This is a genomic window from Thalassiella azotivora (assembly GCF_054781695.1).
This window is the reverse complement of the sequence record NZ_BAAGTX010000003.1, coordinates 1-19,927: the sequence shown is the minus strand read 5'-3', so window position 1 is coordinate 19,927 and position 19,927 is coordinate 1. Positions and strand designations below refer to the sequence as shown.

The window sequence follows — 19,927 nt, the reverse complement described above, 5'->3', positions numbered from 1 at the left end:
CCGAGGGTGCGGCCGTCGCGGACGAGACGTCCTCAGACGTCGAACGCGCCCTCCTCGAGCCGCTCCTTGACGGCGGTGAGGAAGCGGGCGGCGTCCGCACCGTCGACGAGGCGGTGGTCGTAGGACAGCGCCAGGTAGGCCATCGAGCGGATCGCGATCGTCTCCCCGCCGTCGGCGTCCGTCACCACGACCGGGCGCTTGACCACGGCCCCGGTGCCCAGGATGCCGACCTGCGGCTGGTTGATGATCGGGGTGTCGAACAGCGCACCGCGGCTGCCCGTGTTGGTGAGGGTGAAGGTCCCCCCGCCGAGCTCGTCCGGGGTCACCTTGTTGTCGCGCGTCCGGGCCGCCAGGTCGGCGATCTTGCGGGCGAGACCGGCGATGTTGAGGTCGCCGGCGTCCTTGATCACCGGAACCAGCAGGCCACGATCCGTGTCGACCGCCACACCGAGGTTCTCCTGGCCGTGGTAGACGACCTCGTCACCGTCGATGCTGGCGTTCACCACCGGGAAGGCCTTCAGCGCCTCCACCGTCGCCAGCGCGAAGAAGGGCAGGAACGACAGCCTGACGCCCTCGCGTGCCTCGAAGTCGGCCTTGGCCCGGGCGCGGAGCCGGGCGATCTTCGTGACGTCGACCTCGACGACGGTGGTGAGCTGCGCGGAGACCTGCAGCGACTCCACCATGCGGCTCGCGATGACCTTGCGCAGCCGGGACATCTTCTCCGTCGTGCCGCGCTTGGCCGCGACGTCGGGGGCAGCCGAGGGGCGTGCCGCGGGGGCCTGCGCCGCCGGCTGCTCAGCCGGTGCCGCGGCCTCCTCCTTCTTCCGGGCTGCCGCCTCGAGGACGTCCTGCTTGCGGATCCGCCCACCGACCCCGGTGCCCGACAGCGTCGACAGGTCGACGTCGTGCTCGGCGGCGAGCTTGCGGACGAGCGGGGTGACGTAGCTCGGCGAGTCGCCCGACGGCTTGGCCGACTCCTGCTTGGGGGCGTCCTGCTTGGGGGCGTCCTGCTTGGGGGCGTCCTGCTTGGGGGCGTCCTGCTTGGGGGCGTCCTGCTTGGGGGCCTCCTGCTTGGGGGCCTCCTGCTTGGGCTCCTCCTGCTCGGGCTCCTCCTGCTTCGGCTCCTCCTGCCGGGGCTCGTCCTGCTCGGCGGCCTCCTGCTTCGGGGCCTCCTTCGGCGCCTCCTGCTTCGGCTCGCCGCCTCCGCCGGACCCGCTGCCCACGACGGCCAGCTCGGCGCCGACCTCGACGGTCTCGTCCTCGGAGACGAGGATCTTCTGGATCGTGCCGGCGACGGGGGAGGGGATCTCGGTGTCGACCTTGTCGGTGGACACCTCGAGCAGCGGCTCGTCGACCTCGACGGTGTCGCCCTCCTGCTTGAGCCAGCGCGTGACGGTGCCCTCGGTGACGCTCTCGCCGAGCGCCGGCATCGTCACGGGCGTCCCGGCGCCCGAGCCACCGTCACCGCCGGAGCCACCCTGACCGCCGGAGCCGCCGGAGGACTGCTCCTGCGACCCGCCGGACGCCTCGCGCCCCTCGTCGGAGGAGCCGCCGGACTCGGTCTCCTGCGGCTGCTGGGCCTGCTGCGGCTCGTCGGCCTGCTGCGCCGCGTCCTCGGTCGACCGCTCCTCGCCGGCGGACTCGTCACCACCGGACGCGTCGCCGCCCTCCTGGGACGCGTCCTGGCCACCACCACCGGAGCCCTCGGACGGCGCGCCGTCGCCCACGACCGCCAGCTTCGCGCCGACCTCGACGGTCTCGTCCTCCTCGACGAGGATCTCCTGCAGCGTCCCCGCGACGGGGGAGGGGATCTCGGTGTCGACCTTGTCGGTGGACACCTCCAGCAGCGGCTCGTCGACCTCGACGGTGTCACCCACCTGCTTGAGCCACCGGGTGACGGTGCCCTCGGTGACGCTCTCGCCCAGGGCGGGCATCTCCACGTCGGCCATGTGCTCTCCGTTCCGTGTCCGACGGTGCGGACGGTCGTGCGGCCTGTCGGCCGGCGTTGCGGTGGGTTCAGCCGTGCGCGTGCAGCGGCTTGCCGGCCAGGGCCAGGTGGGCCTCGCCGAGTGCCTCGTTCTGGGTGGGGTGGGCGTGGACGAGCTGGGCGACCTCCTCGGGGTAGGCCTCCCAGTTGACGATGAGCTGGGCCTCCCCGATCTGCTCCCCCATCCGCGAGCCGACGGCGTGCACGCCGACGACGGGGCCGTCCTTCTGCCGGACGAGCTTGACGAAGCCGGCGGTGGTCAGGATCTGGCTCTTGCCGTTGCCGCCGAGGTTGTACTCGTAGGACTCCACGGCGTCGTCGCCGTACGTCTCCTTGGCCTGGGCCTCGGTGAGGCCGACGGAGGCGACCTCCGGGTCGCAGTAGGTGACCCGGGGGATGCCCGACTCGACGACGGGTGCGGGGTCCAACCCGGCGATCTCCTCGGCCACGAAGACCCCCTGGGCGAAGCCGCGGTGGGCCAGCTGCAGGCCCGGCACGATGTCGCCGACCGCGTAGACGCCGTCCACGCCCGTCCGCAACCGCTCGTCCGTGGTGACGAAGCCGCGGTCGAGGGTGATGCCGTTCTCCTCGTAGCCCAGGCCGGCGGTGACGGGACCGCGGCCGACGGCCACGAGCAGGACGTCGGCGTCCAGCGTCTCGCCGGACTCCAGCGAGACGCGGACACCGCCCTCCGTCTGCTCGACGCCGGAGAAGCGGGCCCCGGTCTTGACGGCGATCTTGCGCTTGCGGAAGGCCCGCTCGAGGGCCTTGCTGCACGCCTCGTCCTCGGCGGGGACGAGCCGGGGGAGCGCCTCGACGACGGTGACCTCGGATCCGAACGAGCGGTAGACGCTGGCGAACTCGACGCCGATGACGCCACCGCCCAGCACGACGACCTTCTCGGGCACCCAGTCCAGCTGCAGCGCCTGGTCGCTGGTCATGACGCGCCCGCCGACGTCCAGGCCCGGCAGCGACCGAGCGTACGACCCGGTGGCCAGGACGACGTGGCGACCCCGGTAGGTGGTGCCGTCCACCTCGACGGCGTCCTTCGCCACGAGCCGGCCCTCGCCCTCGACGAGCGTCACCTTGTGGGCCTTCGCCAGGCCCTGCAGACCCTTGTGCAGGCGGGAGACGACGCCGTCCTTGTAGGAGTTCACGCCGCTCATGTCGATGCCGTCGAAGGACGCCTTGACCCCGAAGGTCTGGCTCTCGCGCGTGGAGTCGGCCACCTCCGCGGCGTGCAGGAGGGCCTTGGTGGGGATGCAGCCGCGGTGCAGGCAGGTCCCGCCGAGCTTGTCCTTCTCCACCAGGAGCACCGACAGGCCCAGCTGGGCGGCGCGGAAGGCGCAGGCGTACCCGCCGCTGCCGCCACCGAGGATGACGATGTCGTGGACCTGTCCGTCGGCGGTGTCTGCCACGGATGACGCTCCTTCGCGCGAGGGGTGACCTACGAGCGCCCATCCTGGCACTAAGCACGCGCGTGCTCACACCGAGGCACCGGACGGCGCGCCGGGCGCGGGGCCCGCCCGGCGGGCGCGGGGTACGGTTCCGTGGCCCGTCACCGGAGTCGACGACGTCGTGCGAGCCGGGCGGGGACGGTGCAGGGCGGACGGGAACCGTCGGGCCCGCGCGGGCGTTGCGACGGGTGCGCCCGTCGAGCGCCCTGACGGGCCGCGGGCGCGGGGACGAGACGAGAGGCGGTGCGATGGGGCTGTTCGACAGGTTCCGCAAGCGGTCCGGGAGCGCGTCGGTCGCCCCGACGAGCCCGGACGCCGGCGCGCAGGGCGGCCGGCACCGCGCCCACCTGGAGGAGTTCGCCCGCACCCGCGTCGAGGTCGAGGCGTTCATCGAGCCGGCCACCACCGTCACGCCGACGACGCTGCTGCTGGTCGCCAAGGACGGCGAGTGGACCCGCCGGCCGGTGCCGGACCCCGACCGTGCGCGCGCCTTCGCGCGCAAGGAGGGCGTCCCCGTGTACGACGTGAACCTCAGCGGCTACCCGTCGTCGATGCGCGAGTACAACGCCCGCCTCAAGGCGGAGCGGAAGGCCGAGCGGGCGCGTGGCGGGTCCGGGGACGGGACGACGACCGGCTGAGCCGGACGCCGCCCCGTCCGACGGCCCTCAGTCCAGGTCCTCCAGCAGCCGCACCAGCGTGCGGACCGCGACGCCGGTGCCGCCCTTGCCGGTGTAGCCGTGCGGGGAGCCGTCGTTGAACGCCGGCCCGGCGATGTCCAGGTGCGCCCACGGGATGCGCTCGGCGTCCTCGGGCGCGTCGGCGCCACCGCGGCGGCCGACGAACTCGCGCAGGAAGATCCCGGCCGAGAGCATGCCGCCCATCCGGTCGCCGATGTTGGCGATGTCGGCCACGGCGGAGTCCAGCGGCCCGCGCAGCTCGTCGGGCAGCGGCATCGGCCAGAACTGCTCGCCGGCCGCGTCCGCGGCGTCGCGGACGCGGTCGCGCAGGGCGTCCTCGCCCATGACGGCGGAGACCCGGTTGCCGAGGGCGACCACCTGCGCGCCGGTCAGGGTGGCGACGTCGATGATGACGTCGGGGTCCTCCTCGCTCGCCGCGACGATCCCGTCGGCCATGACGAGCCGGCCCTCGGCGTCGGTGTTGAGCACCTCCACCGTGCGCCCGCCGTAGATGGTGATGACGTCGGAGGGGCGCTGCGCCGTCCCGGACGGCATGTTCTCGGCCAGGCACAGGTAGGCGGTCAGCCGGACCGGCAGCTCCAGGCGGGCGGCGGCCAGGACGGTCTGCAGCACGGCGGCGGCGCCGGCCATGTCGGACTTCATCGTCTCCATGCCCGCGGCCGGCTTGATCGAGATGCCGCCGGAGTCGAACGTGATGCCCTTGCCCACCAGCGCGACGTGGCGTCGGGCGCCGCGGGGGGCGTACACGAGCTTCACGAGCCGCGGGGGCCGCGAGGAGCCCTGGCCCACCCCGACCAGCCCGCCGTACCCGCCCTTCGCCAGCGCCTTCTCGTCCAGGACGCTGACCTTGACCGGCAGCGGCTTGGCCTGCTCGACCGCCGCGGTCGCGAAGGTGGCCGGGTACAGGTCCGCCGGCGGGCAGTTCACCAGGTCGCGCGCGCCGGCGACGGCCTCGGCCAGCACGTGGGCCCGGGCCACGGCGGCCTTCAGGGCCTTGTCCCGCGCCTTGTCGGTGACGAGGTGCAGCTGATCCACGGGGGCGGAGCGCTCCGTGCCGGAGCGCTTCTTGTACGCGGTGTAGGAGTAGGCGCCGAGCAGCGCGCCCTCCGCCACGGCCGTCGCCTGCTCGACGTCCCCGGCCGGCAGGGCCAGGGCCACCGACCGGGTCCCGGCGAGCTCGCGGACGGCGGCGCCCGCGGCCCGGCGCAGCGCCTCAGGCGTGGGACCCGACCGTCCCGTGCGGCCCAGCCCGGTGAGGACCACGACCGGGGCGGCGACCTGGCTCGCGGAGGGCACGCGCCGCACCTCGTCGGCCCGGCCCGTCACCCCGAGGGCGGTCAGCGCGGAGGACAGCGAGGTGCGCAGGGCGCCGGGCAGGCCCTCGGCACCGACCAGGCGCGGGGCGCCGGAGCGGCCCTCGGCGGCGGCCACGGCGACCACCACCGCGTCGGCCTTCAGGCCCTTCACGTCCTTGCCGGTCAGGTTCAGCGTGGCCAAGGGGTCTCCTCGTCGTCTGACGTCGTCGTCGGGTGCGGGGCGCCGGCGGTCGCCGGCTGCCGCCGCAGCATGCTAGCCGCGCGGTGCGGGGTCCCGGTCGCGCCGGTCGCGCTGGTGCCCGGCGCCCGCGGTGCGGGGCCGGGTCGCACTGGTTGCACCGGGTGCCCGGCACGGGTGGGGTGGGGTGCCGGTGGGCCGGTAGGTTCGGCCCGTGGCTGACGACCTGGGACGTGACGACACCGACCGCACCGCCGCCGACGGCACCGACGGCGGCGAGGGCAGCGGGGGGACCCGGGGGGACGACGCGCCGCGGCGCGGCCCCCTGCACGACCGGCACGAGCGGGCCGGTGCCCGGACCGCCGACTTCGGCGGCTGGACGATGCCGGTGGAGTACCCCGGTGGTGGCGTGCTGGCGGAGCACGCCGCGGTGCGCGAGCGCGTCGGCCTGTTCGACGTCAGCCACCTGGGCAAGGCCCTGGTCCGCGGGCCAGGCGCCGCCGACCTGGTGGGTGCCACGCTCACCAACGACCTGGGTCGGATCGCCCCCGGCAAGGCGCAGTACACCCTGTGCTGCGACGACGGGACCGGCGGCGTCGTCGACGACCTGATCGTCTACCTGCGCTCGGACAGCGAGCTCCTGCTGGTGCCCAACGCCGCGAACACCGCCGAGGTGGTGCGTCGGCTGGCGGCCGCCGCGCCGCAGGGCGTCGAGGTGACCGACGAGCACACCGCGTACGGGGTGCTGGCCGTGCAGGGGCCCCTGGCCGACGAGGTGATGGACGCCCTGGGCCTGCCGGCCGGGCACGACTACATGAGCTTCGTCGAGACCACGTGGCGCGGCACGCCCCTGGTGGTCTGCCGCACCGGGTACACGGGCGAGCGCGGCTACGAGCTGCTGCCCCGCTGGGACGACACGGGGGAGCTGTGGGACGCGGCGCTGGCCGCCGTGACCGACCTCGGCGGGCTGCCGTGCGGCCTCGGGGCGCGGGACACGCTGCGCACCGAGATGGGCTACGCGCTGCACGGCCACGAGCTCGGACCCGACATCACCCCGGTGCAGGCACGGGTGGGGTGGGCGGTGGGCTGGCGCAAGCCCGCCTTCTGGGGCCGCGAGGTCCTGGCCGCCGAGCGCGAGCGTGGTGCGCACCGTCTGGCCTGGGGGCTGCTGGCGCTGGACCGGGGCGTGCCGCGCGAGGGCCTGACCGTGCGTGGCTCCGACGGCACCGACGTCGGCCGGACGACGTCGGGGACGTTCTCGCCGACCCTGCGGCAGGGCGTCGCCCTGGCGCTGCTGGACCGCTCGGTGGCCGAGGGTGACGAGGTGACCGTGGACGTGCGCGGCCGCGCGCTGCGCTGCCGGGTGGTCAGGCCGCCGTTCGTGCAGGTCCAGGTCCGCGAGGACTGAGGGCGGTCGGGGCAGTCAGGCGGGCTGCGGGCGTGCGCGAGGTGCGCCTGCACCTGGTGAGGCACGGCGAGAGCACCTGGAACGCCGAGCGCCGGCTCCAGGGGCAGACCCCGCACGTCCCGCTGACCGAGCGCGGGGTCGAGCAGGCGCGGTGGGCGGCCGGGCAGGTGGCCCGGCTCGGCTGCGACGTGCTGGTGAGCAGCGACCTCGTGCGCGCCCGGCAGACGGCGGACGTGCTCGCGGCCGCGACCGGTGTGCCGGTGGCCGAGGACGTGCGGCTGCGCGAGCAGCACCTGGGCGCGTTGCAGGGACGGTGCACCGACGAGCTGGTCGCCGAGCCGACGCCGCCCGGGGCCCACGTGTGCGAGGTCCGCTGGGGCGGCGGCGAGTCCGTGGCGGACGTCCACTCCAGGGTGGGCGGGCTGCTCGCCGAGCTCGTCGCCGACCCGCCGGGACACGACGTCGTCCTCGTCAGCCACGGGGACACGCTGCGGGTGGCCCTGGCGTGGCTGGGCGGTCGCGGACCGCGCGACGTCGAGTGGGTCGAGCTGCCGAACGGGTCCGTGACGACCGTCCGGGTGGGTGCGGGGACGGTGGCCGCCCACCGAGCGGACCGGCCGGTCTCGCCGCCCCGGTCGCCCGCTCGTACGATCACCGGGTGAGCACGCACTTCGACGTCGTCGTCCTCGGTGCCGGCCCCGGTGGGTACGTCGCCGCCATCCGCGCCAGCCAGCTCGGCCTCAAGGCCGCGGTGGTGGAGGAGAAGTACTGGGGGGGTGTCTGCCTCAACGTCGGGTGCATCCCGTCGAAGGCGCTGCTGCGCAACGCCGAGCTCGCGCACGTCGTGACCAAGGAGGCCCGCACCTTCGGGATCCAGGTCGACGGCTCGGTGAGCTTCGACTTCGGCGCGGCCCACAAGCGCAGCCGCTCCGTGGCCGACGGCCGGGTCAAGGGCGTGCACTACCTGATGAAGAAGAACGGCATCACCGAGCTGAACGGCTGGGGCACGTTCACCGACGACCACACCATCGAGGTGGCGCTGTCGGACGGCGGCAGCGAGACGGTCACCTTCGACCACGCGATCCTGGCTCCCGGGGCGACGACGCGGCTCATCCCCGGGACGTCGCTGAGCGAGCGCGTCGTCACCTACGAGGAGCAGATCCTCACCGACCAGCTGCCCGGCAGCATCGTCATCGCCGGTGCGGGGGCGATCGGCGTGGAGTTCGCGTACGTGATGGCGAACTACGGCGTGGACGTCACCATCGTCGAGTTCCTCGACCGGCTGCTGCCCCTGGAGGACGAGGACGTCTCCAAGGAGCTCGCCAAGCACTACAAGAAGCTCGGCGTGAAGACGCTGCTCGGGACCCGCGTCGACGGCATCGACGACAGCGGCGACAAGGTCAAGGTCACCGTCACCAAGGACGACCAGCAGCAGGTCCTCGAGGTCGACAAGGTGATGCAGGCGATCGGCTTCCAGCCGCGCACGGAGGGTTACGGCCTGGAGAAGCTGGGCGTGGAGCTCACCGACCGGGGAGCCATCGCGATCGACGGCCGGGGCCGGACGAACGTCCCGCACGTCTTCGCCATCGGCGACGTCACCGCCAAGCTCATGCTCGCGCACACCGCCGAGTCGATGGGGATCGTCGCGGCCGAGACGATCGCCGGCGCCGAGACGATGGAGCTCGACTACGTGATGATCCCGCGGGCCACGTACTGCCAGCCGCAGGTCGCCAGCTTCGGCTGGACCGAGGCGCAGGCCCGGGAGAAGGGCTTCGACGTCCAGGTCGCGAAGTTCCCGTTCACGGCCAACGGCAAGGCCCACGGGCTGGGTGACGCCACCGGCTTCGTGAAGGTCCTCAGCGACGCGGAGCACGGCGAGATCCTCGGGGCGCACATGATCGGCCCGGACGTCACCGAGCTGCTCCCCGAGCTCACGCTGGCGCAGCAGTGGGACCTGACCGTCCACGAGGTCGCCCGCAACGTGCACGCCCACCCGACGCTGAGCGAGGCCGTGAAGGAGGCCGTGCACGGCCTCGCCGGCCACATGATCAACTTCTGACGTCGTCGCCCCCGGTCGAGTCGAGCCACCGACGCGACCGGCCGACTCGACCGGTCGGGACGACGACTCAGAGGGTGGTGCCGTCGACCACGTGGTGGCAGCGGTCCAGCGTCGCGCGGACCAGCGCGGCGTTGGGCTCGTCGACGTCGTCGACCCAGCGGCGCGCCTCCTGGGGTGTCCGGCCGAACCGGACGTGCCGGCCGACGAGGCGCTCCCTGCGCTCGGCGGCGGGCAGCACGCAGCACCACACCTCGGCCAGCAGCGCCGCGACGGGTCGCCACGCGGGCTCGTCCAGCAGGAGGTAGCTGCCCTCGGTGACGACGAGACGGGTGCTGCGCGGCACCGGCAGGGCGCCGGCCAGCGGCTGCTCCAGCGTGCGCTCGAACCCCGGCGCGTACACGACGTCGTCCACCGGGTCGGCGAGGCGCCGCAGGAGGGCGACGTACCCGGCGGCGTCGAAGGTGGACGGCGCCCCCTTGCGCCCGAGCAGCCCCAGCCGGCGCAGCTCCGCGTCGGCGAGGTGGAACCCGTCCATCGGGACCAGGACGGCGAACCCGGGCTCACCGGTGAGCTCGTCGGCCCGTCGCACGATCTGCTCGGCGAGCGTGCTCTTGCCGGACCCGGGCTCGCCGCACACCCCCAGCAGCGTGCGCGGTCGCTCACCGCACAGGGCGACCGCGCGGGCCACCAGCGCCTCCGTCCTCACCGTCCGCCCTCCTCACCCGGCGTCCGTACCGGACGCCTGTTGCACCAACCTCAGCCGGCGACCGCGACCGCGACGACGAGGCCGACCGTCGTGGCCGCCTCGACGGCGGCCCCCAGGACGTCGCCGGTGGTCCCGCCGAGACGCCGCACCACCCGGTGGGTGAGGGCGACGGCCACCGTCCAGCCTGCCAGAGCCGCGGCAGGCAGTGCCCACTGGACACCGCCCACCCGACCCAGACCCTCCACCGCGGCGCCGGTGACCGCGAGGACCGCCAGCGCCGCAGGCAGGGGCACGGACGCGGCGACGACCGCGCCCAGCCCGCTGCTGCGGGCGGGACGCCAGGGGACCGCGCAGACGAGGGGGAGCACCGCGCGGCCGAGCACCACCACGGCGGTCGTCACCGTCGCGGCCCGGACGGCGTCCGGTCCGTGGACCAGCGCGCTCACGCACGCGACCTGGGTGAGCAGGACGAGGACGAGCGCGACGACGCCGAACGGTCCGACGTCACCTCGGCGCATCACCTCCAGGGCGCGTGCGCGGTCGGTGGCGGGCCCGAGCGCGCCCAGGCCGTCGACGGTGTCGGCGAGCCCGTCCAGGTGCAGGCCGCGGGAGGTGACGGCCACCACGGCGACCACCGCGACCCCCACGACGAGCGGCGGGACGGGCAGCAGCGCACCGGCCAGGGTGACCGCACCGGCGGCGACGGCCAGGACGGCGCCCGCGAGCGGCGCCAGCAGCATGGCGGTGGCCGCGGTGCGGCGGTCGACGTGACGCGGCGGCGGGACGGGCACCGTCGTGAGCGTGCCGAAGGCCATCCGCAGCCCGTCGCCCCGTCCCGTGCGAGGGAGGGGGGCCGGCCGGGTCCCGGGGCGGCCCGTGGCGCCGCCCGCCGGAGCGTCCACCGGGCCGTTCACCGGGCCGTCCACCGGGCCGTCCACCGGGCCGTTCAGGGGGCCGTTCACGGGGCCTGCCGCGTGGCCGTCGGGTGGCCGCCGCCGGGTGCCGTCGGGCCCGACAGCCGGCCGAGGTCGAGCGCCCGGCCGGCCACGACGAGCAGGACCTGCTCCGAGGCGTCGGCGACGCGCTGGTTGAGCCTGCCGAGGTGGTCGCGGAACCGCGAGCCCGCGGCGGTCGCCGGCACCACGCCCGACCCCACCTCGTTCGTCACCGCGACCACCGGGCCGGTGACGGCCCGCCAGGCGTCCAGCAGGTCGGCGACGCGGTCGTCCGCGGCCCGGGCCCACCCCGGGGCGTCGTCCCAGGCGCCCGCCTCGTCGAGCACGCGCGTCAGCCACGTGCCGAGGCAGTCCAGCAGCACGGGGCCGTCGGCGTCGCGCAGGGCCGCTGCCGCGTCCGCCGTCTCGACGGTGAGCCAGCCGCTGGGGCGCTGTGCCCGGTGCCGGTCGACGCGCTGCGCCCAGCCGGCGTCGACGTCGGTGCCGTCGGCTCCCGGCACGTGGCCGGTGGCCACGTACGTGACGGTCCCGTACGCGGCCAGCAGGCGCTCCGCCGCGGTCGACTTGCCGGACCGGGCGCCACCGAGCACCAGGGTCCGGCGCGGCAGCCCGGCCGTGTCCCCGCCCGTCCCTGCCGGTCGCGACGGTCGCGACGCTCGCGCGGGCTGCCGCCCACCGCGGACGGGCTCCGTGGCGCCTGCGGGTGCGCGGACGGTGAGGACCTCGCCGTCGCGGCCGGGGCGTGCCCCCCAGACGGCCAGGCGCTGCGTCAGCCGCGGCTCGGGCGGGTTGTGGTGGCTCAGGTGGACGGCCACGACACCTGCCCCCGCGCGCAGGGCCCCGGCCCGCCGCAGCCGCGCCAGCTCCCTAGGGAACGTGCCCAGGTCGAGGTGCCGCGTCCCGTGGTCGGTGCGGTCGCCGAAGGTCTCCTCGAGCAGCACCAGGTCGACGGGGGAGGCGGCGAGCGCGTCGACCGCCGACGCCGGCAGCGGCCCGGTGTCCGTGGCGTACAGCACCCGGGCGCCGTCGGGTGCCTCCACCGCGTAGAGGACCGCGGGCTGGTCGTGGTCGGCCTCCAGCACCTGCACCCGGTAGCCCTCGACGTCCAGGACGTCGCCCGCGCTCACCGGGGTGAAGCGCACCGGGTCGTCGGGCCCGCACCACGGCCGCCACGTGTCCAGGACGGCGTCGGGTCCGACCAGCCGCAGCGGTTCGCTGCGGACCCACGAACGGGCCAGGAGCGCCATGGGGGCGCTGTGGTCGGGGTGGTCGTGGGTGAGGAGCAGCGCGCGCAGCCGGTCCAGCGGCCGCCCCGCGGCGAGGGCGGCGGCGGGCACCCCGGTGCCGCAGTCCAGCAGCAGGACGTCGTCCAGGAGCGCCGCCGTCGGGGTCCGGCGCAGGCCGGGGGCGTCGTGGGCGCAGCAGGACGCGCACCGGCAGAACGGGTTCGGCCAGCCGTCCGCGGCACTGGTGCCCACGAGCACGACCTCGGTCACGGCGCCGTCCCCGCCGTTCCCGCGGCGGTCGTCGTCCCGCCGGCCCCAGCCGCCGCCGAGGAGGCGCTGGGCCCGGCGTCCTCGGCCGGACCGAAGCTCGCCCGCCGCAGGCCGCGGCGCAGCGTCGCCAGCACGGGCCGCCCGGCGAGCAGGCAGAACAGCGCGGTGCTGACGCCGCGCGGCAGGTCCCAGGCCAGGCTGGTCACCACGTAGAAGGCGGCGTACCGGGTGAGGTTGTCACCCACCGGGTCGCCCGGGACGAACAGCGTGCCCTCGGCGCCGGACGCCAGGAACGGCCAGAACCACAGGTTCATCACGCCGCCGTACAGCAGGCCGGCGACGAAGCCGTAGGCGGCGAGCAGCGCGAGCTCGACCCGTCCCCGGGCCCGCGGGAGCAGCGCGGCCCCGAGCGTGAACCACCCGGCCGCGAGCATCTGGAACGGCGTCCACGGCCCGACGCCGCCGGTGAGGAACGCCCCCACGAGCAGGGTCAGCCCCCCGAGCAGGAAGCCGGCCGCCGGCCCGAGGACGCGGCCGGCGAGGACGAGCAGGAAGAACATCGGCTCGATCCCCGCCGTCCCGGCGCCCAGCACCCGCAGGGCACCGCCCACGGACGCGAGCACCCCGAGCAGCGCGACCGTCTTCGCGTCCAGCCCGCCGGAGGACAGCTCGGCCGTCACGACCGCGCCCAGCAGGGCGACCAGGACGACGAACAGCCACGGCGCGTCGGACTGGTGCTCCAGCGAGGAGCCCGGACCGAGCAGGAAGGGCCAGCCGAACGCGGCGACCCCGACGGCCGAGACGAGCACCAGGGTGGCCGCCGACGCACCGCGCATCCTCAGGACCGGGGTGCGGGCCGTGGGGTCGGGCCCGGCCCTTCCCACGACGCGGCCCACGACGCGGCCCACGACGCCGTTCACGACGCGGTCCCGAGGGCGGTGCTGACCTGGGCGACGGTCAGCCAGGGTGCGGGGTGCATGACCTTGGCCACCTGCGGTGCGAACGCCGGGGAGGAGGCGAGGACCGTGGCGGCGTCCCCGTCGGCGACGACCTGCCCGTCGGCCAGGACGACGGCGCGGTCGGCGACCTCGGCGGCGAGCTCGACGTCGTGCGTGGCCAGGACGACCCCGTGCCCGGCGTCGGCGAGCCGGCGAAGGTGCCCGACCAGCCGCCGCTTGGCGCCGTAGTCCAGGCCGCGGGTCGGCTCGTCGAGCAGCAGCAGCGGCGGCGCCCCCGCCATCACCACGGCCACCGCGAGCGCCAGCCGCTGGCCCTCGGACAGGTCGCGGGGGTGCGTGCCGTCCTCGACGTCCGGGGCGAGGTCGGCGAGCAGCGCGCGGGCCGTGCCCGGCGCGGCACCCAGGTCGCGGTCGGCGTCGCGGCACTCCTGCGCCACCGACTCCGCGTACAGCAGCAGGCGCGGGTCCTGCGGCACCAGACCGACCTGCCGGACCAGGCGCGCGGGGCGGGTGCGGTGGGGGACGGTGGACCCGTCGAGCAGGACGCGGCCACCGGTGGGCCGCTGCTGCCCGGCGAGGGCGGCCAGGAGCGTCGACTTGCCGGCGCCGTTGCGGCCCATCAGCGCCACCACCTCACCGGCGTGCACGGAGGTGTCGACGCCACCCAGCGCGGTCGTCGTGCCGCGGCGGACCACCAGGCCCTGGGTGGTGGCGAGCACCGTGGCGGCGCGCGCCCGGGCCGGGTGCACGGGGCGGGGCGCGACGCCCTCGAGCCTGGCGCGCAGGTCGCGCGCGGCGCGGCGGGCGTCCCGCACCGACAGGGGGAGGGGGTCCCAGCCCACGGCGAGACCGAGGTCGACGACCGGCGGGGTGACCGGGCTGGTCCGCATCGCCCGGGCGGGGTCGTCGGCGGTCACCGTCCCGGCCTCGATGGTCACCACCCGGTCGACGTACTGGACGACCCGCTCGAGCCGGTGCTCGGCCACCAGCACGGTCAGCCCGAGGTCGTGCACCAGCCGGGTCAGGGTGCCCAGCACGTCCTCGGCCGCGACCGGGTCGAGGGCGGACGTCGGCTCGTCCAGGACCAGCACCCGCGGGTGGGCGACCAGCACCGAGCCGATGGCCACCCGCTGCTGCTGGCCCCCGGACAGCGAGGCCAGCGTCCGGTGGCGCTGGTCGGCCAGGCCGAGGACGTCGAGGGTCTCCTCGACCCGGCGGCGCATGGCGCCGCCGTCCACGCCGAGCACCTCCAGGGAGTAGGCGAGCTCCTCCTCGACGGTGTCGGTGACGAACCCGGCGACCGGGTCCTGGCGCACCACGCCGACGACGTCGGCGAGGTCCCGTGGCCGGTGCGTGCGGGTGTCGCGGCCGTCGACCAGGACGCGGCCGGCGAGCCGGCCGCCGGTGAAGTGCGGGACGAGGCCGTTGACGCAGCCGAGCAGGGTGGTCTTGCCCGACCCGGTGCGACCGACGAGCAGCGCGAGCTCACCCTCCTCGACGTGCAGGTCGACGCCGGCCAGCGTCGGCCGGGGTGCGCCGTCGTACCGGACGGAGACGTCCTCGAAGCGGATCACGCGGCGGCTCCGGTGGTCGGCGCGGTGGGCGGGGTGCGGTCGCCGTCCGTGACCGGACCGCCGGCGGCGCGGTGGCCGGGGACGGCGGCACGTCCCGGCTCGGGGTCGCGACCGACGGTGCGGGAGGGACGGCGGGTCGCGGCGCGGCGTGGCGGCTCGGGGCTGACGACGGCCGCGAGCAGAGGCACCAGCAGCGCAGCGGCCGCCTGCCACGGCGGGTGCGGCACCGTGGCGGGGGAGGTGACGGGCACGATGCCCGCCGTCCCGGCCTGGGCGAGCAGGACCATCGCCACCACGGCGGTGGCGCCGCTGCCGACGACCAGCCACTCGGGCAGCGCCCACGGGTCGGGCCGGTAGCGGATGCGCGGGTCGCGGCGTGCCCCGGTCCACAGGGCCACGGCGGCGGCCGCGGACCCGAGCAGGACGAGCGGCAGGCCGAGCAGCGGGGCCGAGCCGCCGTCGAGCAGGCCGTAGACGCCGGCGACCACGCCGCCGACACCGACCAGCGTCAGGGCCGTCGCGCGCCGGCTCCCCGACCGCGACACGCTGCGCCCGTAGCCCCGGGACTCCATCGACGCGGCCAGCTCCAGGGACCGCTCCAGGGCGCCCTCCAGGACGGGGACGGCGACCCGGCCGAGCTCGCGCGGGCTGCGGCCGGTGTGACCGCGCAGCCGGCGGGCGGCGCGCACGCGGCGCGCGTCGTGCACGAGCTGGGGGGCGTAGGTGAGCGCCACCACGACCGCCGTCCCGATCTCGTACAGGGTCGCCGGCACGTGCCGCAGCAGCCGCCGCGGGCTGGCCAGGGTGTTCGCCGCCCCGACGCAGACGAGGACGGCGGCCAGGCGCGCGCCCTCGTACGCGGCGGCCAGCACCGCCTCCAGCGTCACGCGGCCGCCGACGCTGACCCGTTCGAGCGGGGCCGGCAGCCGCAGCTCGGGCAGGGTCAGCAGGGTGGTGCGACCGGCGATCCCGCTGCCGAGCACGCACTCGGCGACGACGCGCAGCCCGATGACGACCACGCCGACGGCGAGGAACGCGCCGAGCACGGAGGGGACCCCGACCTCGCGCCGCGCCACCACGACACCGAAGGCGACGGCCACGACGAGCAGCAGGAGGAAGGGGTTGGTGGTCCGGCTGGCGGCGGCCGCGAGGCAGACGGCCCACAGCCACCACGCCACCGGGTGCAGCAGGCGGGGCAGGTCGGGCCGGTCCACCGGGCGGAGCACGTCGGGTCCGTCAGTCCTCGGCGCCGCGGCGGCGGGCGACCGCGACGGCGACCGCGACGGCCACCAGCGCCACGACCCCCAGGACGACCCAGGTGACCGTCGACCCCGAGCCGTCCGACGCCTCGTCGCCGCCCTCCTCGGCGTCGGCGCCCGCGGCGTCGCCGGCGTCGTCCGTGGACGTCGTCTCCTCGTCCGTGGCGTCACCGGTCGCGGCGTCACCGGGCAGGGCGAGCTCGACCGGCTCGTCGGGCTCCGTCGCCGCGGCCGGCAGCGGGCTCACCGGCTCACCGCACCCCGAGGCGGGCCACCCGTCGACACCGCAGACCATGCCGCCCTCGGCGCGCACCTGCGCGACCGTGGCGACGACCTCCGCGCCCGTGGCGTCACCGGGCACGACCGCGCAGTCCGCGCGGGCGGCGGGCGGCTCGTCGTCGCCGTCGGCGTCGGCGACCCGGCCGTAGTCGAGCACCACGGCGACGCGCTTCGACCCGTCCTCGGCCTCGACGCCCCCGCAGACCTCCTCGAAGCCGGGCGTCGCCCGCGGGTACCGGGTGTCGTCCAGACCGGCGGTGGCGAACCGCCACCCCTCGACCGCGCCGTCGGCGGGCACGGAGGCGTCGGGCCCGGTCTGGGCGAACTGCCACTCGCCGCCGTCCTGCTGGAAGTAGCCCCAGAAGCGGTAGCCCTCGCCGGCGGGGGCGGCGACCGCCGGGGCGGCGCCGCCGGCGAGCGCGGCCCCGCCGAGGGCGGCTGCGAGGAGGGCGGGGACGAGCCGGCGCCCGCGGACCACGCGGCGGCGGGGGTGGGACGGGGCACTCACGGTGGGACCTCCTGCGGTGGACCAGGGCGAGGAGGCACGTCAGCCGCCCGGCTCCGGTCCGCGTTCCTCGACGGACGTGTGGAGCCAACTCACGGGCAGGTGCTCCGGCTCGCCGCCCGGTCCGGTACCCCGTGCGAGCGGGGGACGGGGACGGCCTACGGTTGCGGGTCAGCGCCGGGTTCCGACCGGCTTCCCCTGACCACAGAGTCGACGGTCGAACGGTCTCACGGGCCCGTGACCGCGTCAAAGCCGTACGGGAGCCCCACGACGTGATCTCGACCATCTCCGTCGGTGTGCCGGACGCCTCGCCCGCCCGCACCGCGCGCGCAGCGGACGGCGCCGGGGCCCGGGCCCTTCTCGTCGCCGGCACGACCTCCGACGCGGGCAAGAGCCTGGTCACGGCGGGGCTGTGCCGCTGGCTGGCGCGGACGGGCGTCCGCGTCGCCCCGTTCAAGGCGCAGAACATGTCGAACAACTCGATGGTCTGCGCCGACGGGGAGATCGGCCGGGCGCAGTGGCTGCAGGCCGTCGCGGCCGGGGTCGAGCCCGAGACGGCGATGAACCCCGTGCTGCTCAAGCCGGGCGGTGACCGCACCAGCCACGTCGTCCTGCGCGGCCGGCCGAGCGGCCGGCTGCGTGCGGGGGAGTGGGCGACCGCGCGGCGCGAGCTCGCCACCGCCGCGTACGAGGCGCTCGCCGACCTGCGGTCGCGCTTCGACGTGGTGGTCGCCGAGGGGGCGGGCAGCCCCGCGGAGACGAACCTGCGCGCCGGCGACTACGTGAACATGGGCCTGGCCCGGCAGGCCGGGCTGCCGGTCGTGGTCGTCGGGGACGTCGACCGCGGCGGCGTGCTCGCCGCCATGTACGGGACGCTGGCGCTCCTCGAGCCGGACGACCAGGCGCTGCTCGCCGGGTGGGTGGTGAACAAGTTCCGCGGTGACGTCGACCTGCTGCGGCCGGGGCTGCGCACCCTGGAGGCGCTGACCGGTCGGCCGGTGTTGGGCGTGCTGCCGTGGCTCGACGGGGTGTGGCTCGACTCCGAGGACTCCCTCGCGGCCGGTGGCTGGTCGGCCGGGCGGCGGCACGGCACCGGCCCCGGCAGCCTGCGGGTCGCCGTCGTCCGCTTCCCCCGGGTGTCCAACGCCACGGACGTCGACGCGCTGGCGGCCGAGCCGGGTGTCGAGGTGGTGCTGACCGCCGACCCGGCCGTGGTCGCCGCGGCCGACCTGGTCGTGCTGCCGGGGTCGCGGGCGACCGTCGACGACCTGGACTGGGCGCGACGCACGGGGGTGGCCGCGGCGGTGGTCGAGCGCGCCGGGGCCGGTCGGCCGGTGCTCGGGATCTGCGGCGGCTACCAGGCGCTGGCCCGCGAGCTGGTCGACGACGTCGAGAGCCGCCGCGGCACGGTCCCGGGTCTCGGGCTGCTGCCCACCCGGGTGGTGTTCGGGGCCGACAAGGTGCTCGGCCGACCCGAGGGGCGGTGGCGCGGTCACCCCGTGCGGGCGTACGAGATCCACCACGGCGTGGCGGACGTCGAGGTGCCCGCGGTCGGGGACCCTTCGTCCGAGGAGAGGGTCGGCACGGACGCGGCCACGGAGCGGTTCCTCGACGGGGTGCGGGTGGGCCCGGTGTGGGGGACGACCTGGCACGGGGCGCTCGAGTGCGACGCCTTCCGCCGCGCCTGGCTGGTCGAGGTCGCGCAGCAGGCGGGGTCGGCGTGGCGGCCGCGACCCGGCGCGCCGGGCTTCGCCGACCGCCGGGAGCAGGCGCTGGACGCGGTGGCGGACGCGGTCGAGGAGCACCTGGACACGGGCGCTCTGCTGCGTCTGCTCGAGCAGGGACCGCCCCGCGGCCTGCCCGTCGTGGCTGCCGGGCCGGTGGGCTGAGGCGCCTGCGGGACCTCGGCTCGTCTCCTCAGCGCCGTGGCGCCCCCAGGCCGTCGACGACGCTGGCCGCGAGGTGCAGCGCTGCCAGGCGGGTCTCGTTCTTGAGCTGGTTGAGGTCCACCGCCGCGCCCTCCGCGAGGTGCGGGTCGTAGGGGATGCGGACCACCGCGCGGCACCGGTTGCGGAAGTGCCCGAGCAGCTCCTCCTCGTCCAGCACCTGCGCCTGGGGCTTCGCCGAGTTGACCACCACGACGGCCGCGCGGGCGAGGTGCTCGTACCCGCGGGCCTCCAGCCAGGTCAGCGTCTCCGACGCGAGCCGGGCCTCGTCCACGCTGGTGCCCGAGACCAGGACGATCGAGTCGGCGAGGTCGAGCGTCCCGCGCATGACGGAGTGCACCATGCCCGTCCCGCAGTCGGTGAGCACGATGGAGTAGTGGCGGGCGACGACGTCCGCGACCGCCTTGTAGTCGTCCTCGCCGAACGCCTCGGCCACCGCCGGGTCGGTGTCCGAGGCCAGCACGTCCAGGCGGCTGGCGTCGCGCGTCACCAGGCGTGACATGTCGTTGAACGTGCGGATCTGGTGGGCGTGGTGGACGACGTCCCGCACGGTGTGCGGCGTCCGGTCGGGGACCCGCTCCGCCAGGGTGCCGCGGTCGGGGTTGGCGTCGAGGGCGACGACCCGGTCGTCCCGCAGCGTCGCCAGGGTCATCCCGAGCAGGGTGGTGACCGTCGTCTTGCCGGTCCCGCCCTTGCGGGTCAGCACGGGGACGAACTGCGCCTCGCCGGACAGCCGACGCGACGCGCGACCCTCCAGCGCCCGGCGCAGCACCGTGGCCTCGGACTCGCGGGGGGAGACCGCACCGCCGGTCAGGAGGTGGACCCAGCGGCGCCACCCGGACTCCGGGACGTCGCGGCGCGGCCGCAGCAGCCGCTCCGGGGTCAGCGGGTCGGGTGAGTCGGCGTTGCGGACGACGGGGACCGACCCCGTCGACGGGCCGCCCTGACGCTGCGCCCGCAGGGACCGGCGCGGGGGTGGCTGGCGGTGGGCCCGGCGTGTCTGCTCGGTGCCCGGCGCGCCGGGCTGCCCGCTGGCCGGGCCGGTCGACTACGAGCCGCTGGGCGCCTGGTACCACGCCACCAAGTTCGCCGTGGAGGGACTCAGCGACAGCCTCCGGGTCGAGCTCGCGCCGCACGGTGTCCG

16 protein-coding genes and 1 pseudogene are annotated in these 19,927 nt (G+C 76.0%); 6 read left to right on the top strand and 11 right to left on the bottom strand.

Translation table 11 applies throughout. The features are described 5' to 3' along the window. Positions 1 to 32: 32 nt before the first annotated feature. Together sucB and lpdA (ACYVQV_RS02835) are read right to left on the bottom strand one after the other, a co-directional pair. Positions 33 to 1,949, bottom strand: coding sequence for a 2-oxoglutarate dehydrogenase, E2 component, dihydrolipoamide succinyltransferase (sucB, locus tag ACYVQV_RS02840; RefSeq protein WP_461021750.1), 1,917 nt, complete (start codon positions 1,947 to 1,949; stop codon positions 33 to 35). 67 nt (positions 1,950 to 2,016) lie between these two features. Continuing rightward, on the bottom strand, positions 2,017 to 3,405 hold the full coding sequence (gene lpdA / locus ACYVQV_RS02835; protein WP_461021749.1) for a dihydrolipoyl dehydrogenase: 1,389 nt from the start codon (positions 3,403 to 3,405) through the stop codon (positions 2,017 to 2,019). 287 nt (positions 3,406 to 3,692) lie between these two features. On the opposite strand from lpdA (ACYVQV_RS02835), the gene ACYVQV_RS02830 reads away from it, so the two are divergent. Further along, positions 3,693 to 4,082, top strand: a complete 390-nt coding sequence (locus ACYVQV_RS02830) for an oxidoreductase (RefSeq protein ID WP_461021748.1) — start codon at positions 3,693 to 3,695, stop codon at positions 4,080 to 4,082. A 27-nt stretch (positions 4,083 to 4,109) separates the two neighbouring features. Here ACYVQV_RS02830 and ACYVQV_RS02825 read toward each other — a convergent pair whose 3' ends face one another. After that, positions 4,110 to 5,639, bottom strand: a complete 1,530-nt coding sequence (locus tag ACYVQV_RS02825) for a leucyl aminopeptidase (protein ID WP_461021747.1) — start codon at positions 5,637 to 5,639, stop codon at positions 4,110 to 4,112. A 322-nt stretch (positions 5,640 to 5,961) separates the two neighbouring features. Here ACYVQV_RS02825 and gcvT point away from each other — a divergent pair, with 322 nt between their 5' ends. The 3 genes from gcvT to lpdA (ACYVQV_RS02810) are packed head-to-tail and all read left to right on the top strand — an operon-like array spanning position 5,962 to position 9,103. After that, positions 5,962 to 7,044 (top strand): glycine cleavage system aminomethyltransferase GcvT, encoded by a 1,083-nt coding sequence (gene gcvT / locus ACYVQV_RS02820; RefSeq protein ID WP_461021923.1) that lies wholly within the window; start codon positions 5,962 to 5,964, stop codon positions 7,042 to 7,044. 32 nt (positions 7,045 to 7,076) lie between these two features. Next, positions 7,077 to 7,706: a histidine phosphatase family protein gene (locus ACYVQV_RS02815; protein WP_461021746.1), complete on the top strand. Its 630-nt coding sequence runs from the start codon at positions 7,077 to 7,079 to the stop codon at positions 7,704 to 7,706. Next, a complete protein-coding gene (gene lpdA / locus ACYVQV_RS02810) occupies positions 7,703 to 9,103 on the top strand; it encodes a dihydrolipoyl dehydrogenase (RefSeq protein WP_461021745.1) in 1,401 nt (466 codons plus the stop codon). The genes ACYVQV_RS02815 and lpdA (ACYVQV_RS02810) overlap by 4 nt, the downstream gene beginning before the upstream one ends. Before the next feature lie 67 nt (positions 9,104 to 9,170). Here lpdA (ACYVQV_RS02810) and ACYVQV_RS02805 read toward each other — a convergent pair whose 3' ends face one another. The 7 genes from ACYVQV_RS02805 to ACYVQV_RS02775 form a co-directional block, all read right to left on the bottom strand. Next, positions 9,171 to 9,809, bottom strand: a complete 639-nt coding sequence (locus ACYVQV_RS02805; protein ID WP_461021744.1) for a nucleoside/nucleotide kinase family protein — start codon at positions 9,807 to 9,809, stop codon at positions 9,171 to 9,173. A gap of 50 nt (positions 9,810 to 9,859) precedes the next feature. Beyond that, positions 9,860 to 10,771, bottom strand: coding sequence for an adenosylcobinamide-GDP ribazoletransferase (locus tag ACYVQV_RS02800; RefSeq protein WP_461021743.1), 912 nt, complete (start codon positions 10,769 to 10,771; stop codon positions 9,860 to 9,862). Continuing rightward, positions 10,768 to 12,261, bottom strand: a complete 1,494-nt coding sequence (locus tag ACYVQV_RS02795) for a bifunctional adenosylcobinamide kinase/adenosylcobinamide-phosphate guanylyltransferase (RefSeq protein WP_461021742.1) — start codon at positions 12,259 to 12,261, stop codon at positions 10,768 to 10,770. Before ACYVQV_RS02795 ends, ACYVQV_RS02800 begins: the two co-directional genes overlap by 4 nt. After that, complete coding sequence (locus ACYVQV_RS02790; RefSeq protein WP_461021922.1) at positions 12,258 to 13,097, bottom strand: ECF transporter S component; 840 nt, start codon at positions 13,095 to 13,097, stop codon at positions 12,258 to 12,260. The genes ACYVQV_RS02795 and ACYVQV_RS02790 overlap by 4 nt, the downstream gene beginning before the upstream one ends. 80 nt (positions 13,098 to 13,177) lie before the next feature. Next, the gene (locus tag ACYVQV_RS02785; protein WP_461021741.1) at positions 13,178 to 14,794 is read right to left on the bottom strand and encodes an ABC transporter ATP-binding protein; all 1,617 of its coding nucleotides are present in this window, start codon (positions 14,792 to 14,794) and stop codon (positions 13,178 to 13,180) included. After that, complete coding sequence (locus ACYVQV_RS02780; protein ID WP_461021740.1) at positions 14,791 to 16,020, bottom strand: energy-coupling factor transporter transmembrane component T; 1,230 nt, start codon at positions 16,018 to 16,020, stop codon at positions 14,791 to 14,793. Before ACYVQV_RS02780 ends, ACYVQV_RS02785 begins: the two co-directional genes overlap by 4 nt. Before the next feature lie 10 nt (positions 16,021 to 16,030). Next, the gene (locus tag ACYVQV_RS02775) at positions 16,031 to 16,840 is read right to left on the bottom strand and encodes an SCO2322 family protein (RefSeq protein ID WP_461021739.1); all 810 of its coding nucleotides are present in this window, start codon (positions 16,838 to 16,840) and stop codon (positions 16,031 to 16,033) included. A 293-nt stretch (positions 16,841 to 17,133) separates the two neighbouring features. Here ACYVQV_RS02775 and ACYVQV_RS02770 point away from each other — a divergent pair, with 293 nt between their 5' ends. Further along, positions 17,134 to 18,726, top strand: coding sequence for a cobyric acid synthase (locus ACYVQV_RS02770; RefSeq protein ID WP_461021921.1), 1,593 nt, complete (start codon positions 17,134 to 17,136; stop codon positions 18,724 to 18,726). 28 nt (positions 18,727 to 18,754) lie between these two features. On the opposite strand, the gene ACYVQV_RS02765 is transcribed toward ACYVQV_RS02770, so the two are convergent. Next, the gene (locus ACYVQV_RS02765; protein ID WP_461021738.1) at positions 18,755 to 19,555 is read right to left on the bottom strand and encodes a MinD/ParA family ATP-binding protein; all 801 of its coding nucleotides are present in this window, start codon (positions 19,553 to 19,555) and stop codon (positions 18,755 to 18,757) included. Between the two features lie 277 nt (positions 19,556 to 19,832). Here ACYVQV_RS02765 and ACYVQV_RS02760 point away from each other — a divergent pair. Next, positions 19,833 to 19,927 (top strand): annotated as a pseudogene (locus ACYVQV_RS02760) (oxidoreductase); the annotation flags it as partial.

Excerpts from the sequence above, each read along its gene's own strand:
- sucB (WP_461021750.1), bottom strand. The coding sequence starts at position 1,949 with ATGGCCGACGTGGAGATGCCCGCCCTGGGCGAGAGCGTCACCGAGGGC.
- ACYVQV_RS02830 (WP_461021748.1), top strand. The coding sequence starts at position 3,693 with ATGGGGCTGTTCGACAGGTTCCGCAAGCGGTCCGGGAGCGCGTCGGTC.
- ACYVQV_RS02790 (WP_461021922.1), bottom strand. The coding sequence starts at position 13,097 with ATGCGCGGTGCGTCGGCGGCCACCCTGGTGCTCGTCTCGGCCGTCGGG.